General features: G+C 65.3%; 2 protein-coding genes. One reads left to right on the forward strand and one right to left on the reverse strand.

Annotated features, from left to right (window positions below; genetic code table 11):
- The first annotated feature begins 552 nt into the window (after positions 1-552).
- Positions 553-3837 carry a TonB-dependent receptor domain-containing protein gene (locus tag B2515_RS04040; protein WP_293873981.1) on the forward strand — a complete coding sequence of 1095 codons (3285 nt, stop codon included), beginning with the start codon at positions 553-555 and terminating at the stop codon, positions 3835-3837.
- A 278-nt stretch (positions 3838-4115) separates the two neighbouring features.
- On the opposite strand, the gene B2515_RS04045 is transcribed toward B2515_RS04040, so the two are convergent.
- Positions 4116-4877: a hypothetical protein gene (locus tag B2515_RS04045; protein WP_293873982.1), complete on the reverse strand. Its 762-nt coding sequence runs from the start codon at positions 4875-4877 to the stop codon at positions 4116-4118.
- Positions 4878-4968 lie beyond the last annotated feature (91 nt).

Here is a 4968-nt window from a genome sequence, read left to right on the forward strand (position 1 = left end):
GATGCGGAGGCGCAACGTCGTCGTGTTCGGAGCCCGGGCCTTGAAGTCAGGGCTTGGTGCGCCACCACCGCGAACTGCCAGGCCGCAGCTCGGTTGGTTGAGGGGATCAGATTCTGACCATTCCCGTCAGTAGCGCTAAGCGTGAGCGCGGCGCGCTGATTGCGAGCAGCCGCGGGAGATCGCGAGCACATTATCGAAAAGCGTGAGCAGGCGCGCGCGCTTACTGTCAGCTAATCCGAGCAGAAAGGTGATCCGTTTGCGAGCAGGAGCCCATCCGATTGCGAGCAGCTACAGGTAGAGGGTGGGGCACCGCAACGTCCAGCAAGAAAGCCTTACGCCAACAAAACCTCTGCTGTATTGCTGTAATAATACAGTAATAAACAAGTGTTTCTAAACATTGCTAAGTGTTGCGAACTGGTAACAGTGTGAACGAAATGTCAGGAACCCCCTTCACATCGTAGAACATGCACGATCTGATGCGTGCAGCGACCCCGAGAGTTTTCGGGGATCGACAATCGGGCAAGGGTTAATTGGCCCGAAAAAGGGGGTTTCATGAAGTTTACCGTTCTGGCGCGATCGACCGCCTTGGCCTCTTCTCTGTTGCTGTTTGCCGGTACGGCATCGGCGCAGCAGGGCACCGACAGTGCCGCTGCCCCCGGTGCGGGCACCTCGCTCAGCGCACCGCAGGATGAAACGCGCACCAACGCCGATGGCGAACCTGCCACCGACGGCGTGATCGTCGTAACGGGCTCGCGTCTCTCGCGACCGAACGACGTGTCGCCCGCTCCCATCACCACGGTTTCGGCCGCGGAACTGACCCAGACCGCCCGCGTCTCGATCGGTGACGTGCTGAACGACCTGCCGCAGCTGCAGAGCACCTTCAGCCAGCAGAACTCGACCCGCTTCCTCGGCACCGCCGGTCTGAACCTGCTCGACCTGCGCGGTCTGGGCACGGCACGTACGCTCGTGCTGGTCAATGGTCGCCGTCACGTCGCGTCCAACATCCTGGGCGGCGCGACCGCCGTCGACATCAACACGATCCCGACCGACCTGCTCGAAGGCGTCGACATCCTGACCGGCGGCGTTTCCGCGGTCTATGGTTCCGACGCGCTCGCCGGCGTGGTCAACTTCCGCCTGAAGACCAATTACGAAGGGTTGCAGCTTCGTGCGCAGGGCAGCATCACCGACGAAGGCGATGCGGGTTCCTATTTCATCAGCGCCACCGGCGGCAAGAACTTCGCCGACGGCCGCGGCAACATCGCGATCAGCCTCGAATATGCCCGGTCGGAAGATTTCTTCGCGTCGGACCGTCGCCAGTATCGTCAGGCGGACGGCTTCATCACGACGGGGATCGACGCCGCGGGGCCGGGCCTGAACGGCCTGCCCAACTTCAACGGCGTTCCCGATGCCATCTTCATGCGCGATATCCGCGTCGGGACGTTCTCGGACGGCGGTCTCGTATCGATCGCGGGCGCAGGCATCGGTGCGACGTCGCCGGCGGCGTGCGGTCGCGATCCGCTGGGTCGCGCCTACACCTGTAACTACCTGTTCCAGCCCGGCGGCAGCCTTGCGCAGCAGACGGGAACGCGCGTCGGCATCGCCAACGGCAGTGCGGCGCAGGCCAGCGCCGCTCCCGGCGGCAGCTTCCTCGGCGGGAACGGCAATACCCGTCGTGAAGGCACGCTGTTGCAGCTTCTGCCGCAGCTCAACCGCTATTCGGCAAACCTGATCGGTCACTTCGACGTGTCGCCGGCGTTCGTGCCGTATATCGAGGCGAAGTATGTGCGCGTCGAAAGCGTCGGTCTGGGCGGTTCCGGTCCGGCATTCTTCGTCGGCGGCACGCTCGGCGACATCTACGAACGTCCGCGGCTTGACAACCCGTTCCTGAGCGCCCCGGCGCGCGCGACGCTGTCGGCGCAGCTGCTGAACTCGGTCAACAACGGCATCAACCCCAACGGTTCTGCGGTGGCGCTGACCGCGGCACAGCAGGCGACGTTGCGGGCCCAGATCGCTGACGGATCGTATCGCTTCATCCTGCGCAAGAACCTGACCGATCTGGGTTCGCGTCGCGAGGATGCGCTGCGCGAAACGTTCCGCGTCGTCGGTGGCGCGCGCGGCGACCTCGGCAGCGGGTTCAGCTACGATGTCGCCGTCAACTATGGCGAGTTCAAGGAACAGACGAAGGTCCTCGGCAACGTCGACGTCCAGCGCCTGAACCTCGCCCTGGATGCGGTTCGCGACCCCGCGACCGGTCGCATCGTCTGCGGATCGCAGCTCAATCGTGCGCGCGCGAATGCCGGTTCGACGCCGGGGATCGACTTTAACGGCGACGCGGCCAACCTGACCGCGGACATCACCAACTGTCAGCCGCTGAACCCGTTCGGGGTCGGTTCGGCCTCGCCCGAAGCGATCAACTACATCCTGCGCAACACCACCTCGGCGGGCAAGATCAGCCAGTTCAACGTCGTCGGCTCGATCGCGGGGGACAGCTCCGCCTTGTTCACGCTGCCGGGCGGCCCGGTCCAGTTCTCGCTGGGCGGCGAATATCGCCGGGAAACCAACTTCTTCCAGGCGGATCCGGCGGTCGAGGCGGGCTACACCTTCTACAACGCGCTGGCGACGTTCGACCCGCCGGCGTTCGAAGTGAAGGAAGCGTTCGGCGAACTCTCGATCCCGATCGTGAAGGACCTGCCGCTGCTGCGCGACCTGACGGTTTCGGGCGCTGCCCGCGTGTCCGACTATCGCGGGACGGCCGGCCGGGTCTGGGCGTATAACGGCAGCGTCGAATGGTCGCCGATCGAAGACCTGCGTCTGCGTGCCAATTACGGTCGCGCGGTCCGTGCGCCCAACCTCGACGAACAATTCTCGGCCGCGGGTCAGAACTTCGCGAGCGTGAGCGATCCGTGCTCATCGGACAATATCGGTGCCGGCACCCAGTTCCGCGAAGCGAACTGTCGTGCGGCGGGCATTCCGGCGTCGTATAACTATCGCTACGTCCAGACGCTGGAAATCCGCACCGGCGGCAACCCCGACCTGCTGGTCGAGACCTCCGACTCGTGGACCTATGGCGGCGTCTATCGGCCCAGCTACGTCCCCGGGCTGTCGCTGTCGGTCGACTATTACAACATCAAGGTCGACGACGTGATCAGCGCCGTGTCGGCACAGGGGATCATCAACAACTGCTACGACACGCCCTCGATCGAGAACAACCAGTTCTGCACGCTCTTCCAGCGTGTGGGAGCCGGCGCGACCGGTCCGAACGGGGAAGAAGCGTTCCGGATCATCGAAGGCAGTCTGCTGCAATCGTCGCTGAACTTCGCCCGGCTGGAAACCCGCGGTATCGACGCCAACCTGTCGTACACCCGCAAGATCGGCGACGTCCGGGTGTCGGGTCAGGTCATCTACACGCACGTTTTCTCGAACAACAGCTTCCTGAACCCGCTGCAGCCTGACTTCGCCAACACGATCGTCGGCGAACTGGGTCTGCCGAAGGATCAGGTCAACGTGAACATCGGCGCGAACTTCGGGTCGATCAGCTTCGACACGCAGTTCCGCTATCTCGGCAAGCAGGCGGTCGGTGCGATCGAGAATACGCGGAGCTTCCAGGGCCGTCCGCCCCAGAACGCCGACGATTTCGACATCCAATATTATCCGGACGTGCTCTACATCGGCGCGCGGCTCGGCATCAACGTGACCGACACGTCGAACTTCTACATCGGGGTCGACAACCTGACCGATCGCCTGCCGCCGCTCGGCGCGACGGGCACCGCTGCGGGCAGCGGCATCTTCGACAATATCGGCCGTCGCCTCTACGCGGGCGTCACCGCCCGCTTCTGATCGCACGGGTACGCAACTATGGGGGCCGGCGCATTGCGCCGGCCCTTTTTCTATGGCCGATCCCGGCTGGGAAGATCGGCGAAATCCGCGCCGACCCGCGCCCCTCACCTATCGCCGCCTTCGGCGTCTTGTCCCTTTCCCGGCGGGAGAGGGAAGGAGCGGCGCAGGCGCGGAAGGGTGAGGGCGATCAAGGTGGTCGAGTTCGACTCCAGTTTCCGAAAAAAAGGGGCTGCCGGTCATGCCGACAGCCCCCTGCTATCCGGTCGACGAAGCGGCCGTTACCGCTCGACGCACATCGCGATACCCATGCCGCCGCCGATGCACAGCGTCGCAAGGCCCTTCTTCGCGTCGCGGCGCTTCATTTCGTACAGTAGAGTCGTCAGCACCCGCGCGCCTGACGCGCCGATCGGGTGACCGATGGCGATCGCGCCGCCGTTGACGTTCACCTTGTCGGCGGTCCAGCCCATGTCCTTGCAGACGGCGAGCGCCTGCGCGGCAAAGGCTTCGTTGGCTTCGACCAGGTCGAGGTCCTCGACGCTCCAGCCGGCCTTTTCCAGCGCGCGGCGGGACGCGGGGATTGCCCGGTTGCTGCGGATCGCCTCGCTCCCCCCGCGCAGGATCGCGGCATTGCCCGCCATCACCGCCAGCGCGCCGGCGTCCGCGGTCACATTGGGCCGGCTCTCATAGATGATGCCGATCACCCCGATCGGCACGCGCACCCGCGACAGCGCCAGCCCGTTGGGCCGTTCGCTGCGGTCGATCACCCCGCCCACCGGATCGCGCAGGCCCGCCACCGCATCGACGCCGACCGCCATCGCCTCGACCCGGGCGGGATCGAGCCGCAACCGGTCGAGCATTGCCCCCGACAGGCCGTTCCCCTCTGCCGCGGCAATGTCCTGTGCATTGGCGGCGAGGATGCGGGCGGCGTCCTCGCGGATCGCGGCGGCGGCGGCCCGCAGGGCGGCGGCCTTGGTGGCGGTCGGCATGGTGGCGAGCGCCTGGGCGGCGGTGCGGGCATCGTCTCCCAACCCGCGCAACATCGGCTGTATCGTCGTCGTCACTGCGTCGCTCTTTTCGTCACCATCGGGGCCTTGTCCACGGGGTAGATGTAGGCGCTCGCACTCCTAGCTT

Origin of the sequence: Sphingomonas sp. UBA978 (genome assembly GCF_002292295.1) — a bacterium.
GTDB lineage: Bacteria > Pseudomonadota > Alphaproteobacteria > Sphingomonadales > Sphingomonadaceae > Sphingomonas.

Bases quoted from the DNA above. Each gene is read 5' to 3' on its own strand.
- B2515_RS04040 (WP_293873981.1), top strand. From the start codon at position 553: ATGAAGTTTACCGTTCTGGCGCGATCGACCGCCTTGGCCTCTTCTCTG.
- B2515_RS04045 (WP_293873982.1), bottom strand. From the start codon at position 4,877: ATGTTGCGCGGGTTGGGAGACGATGCCCGCACCGCCGCCCAGGCGCTC.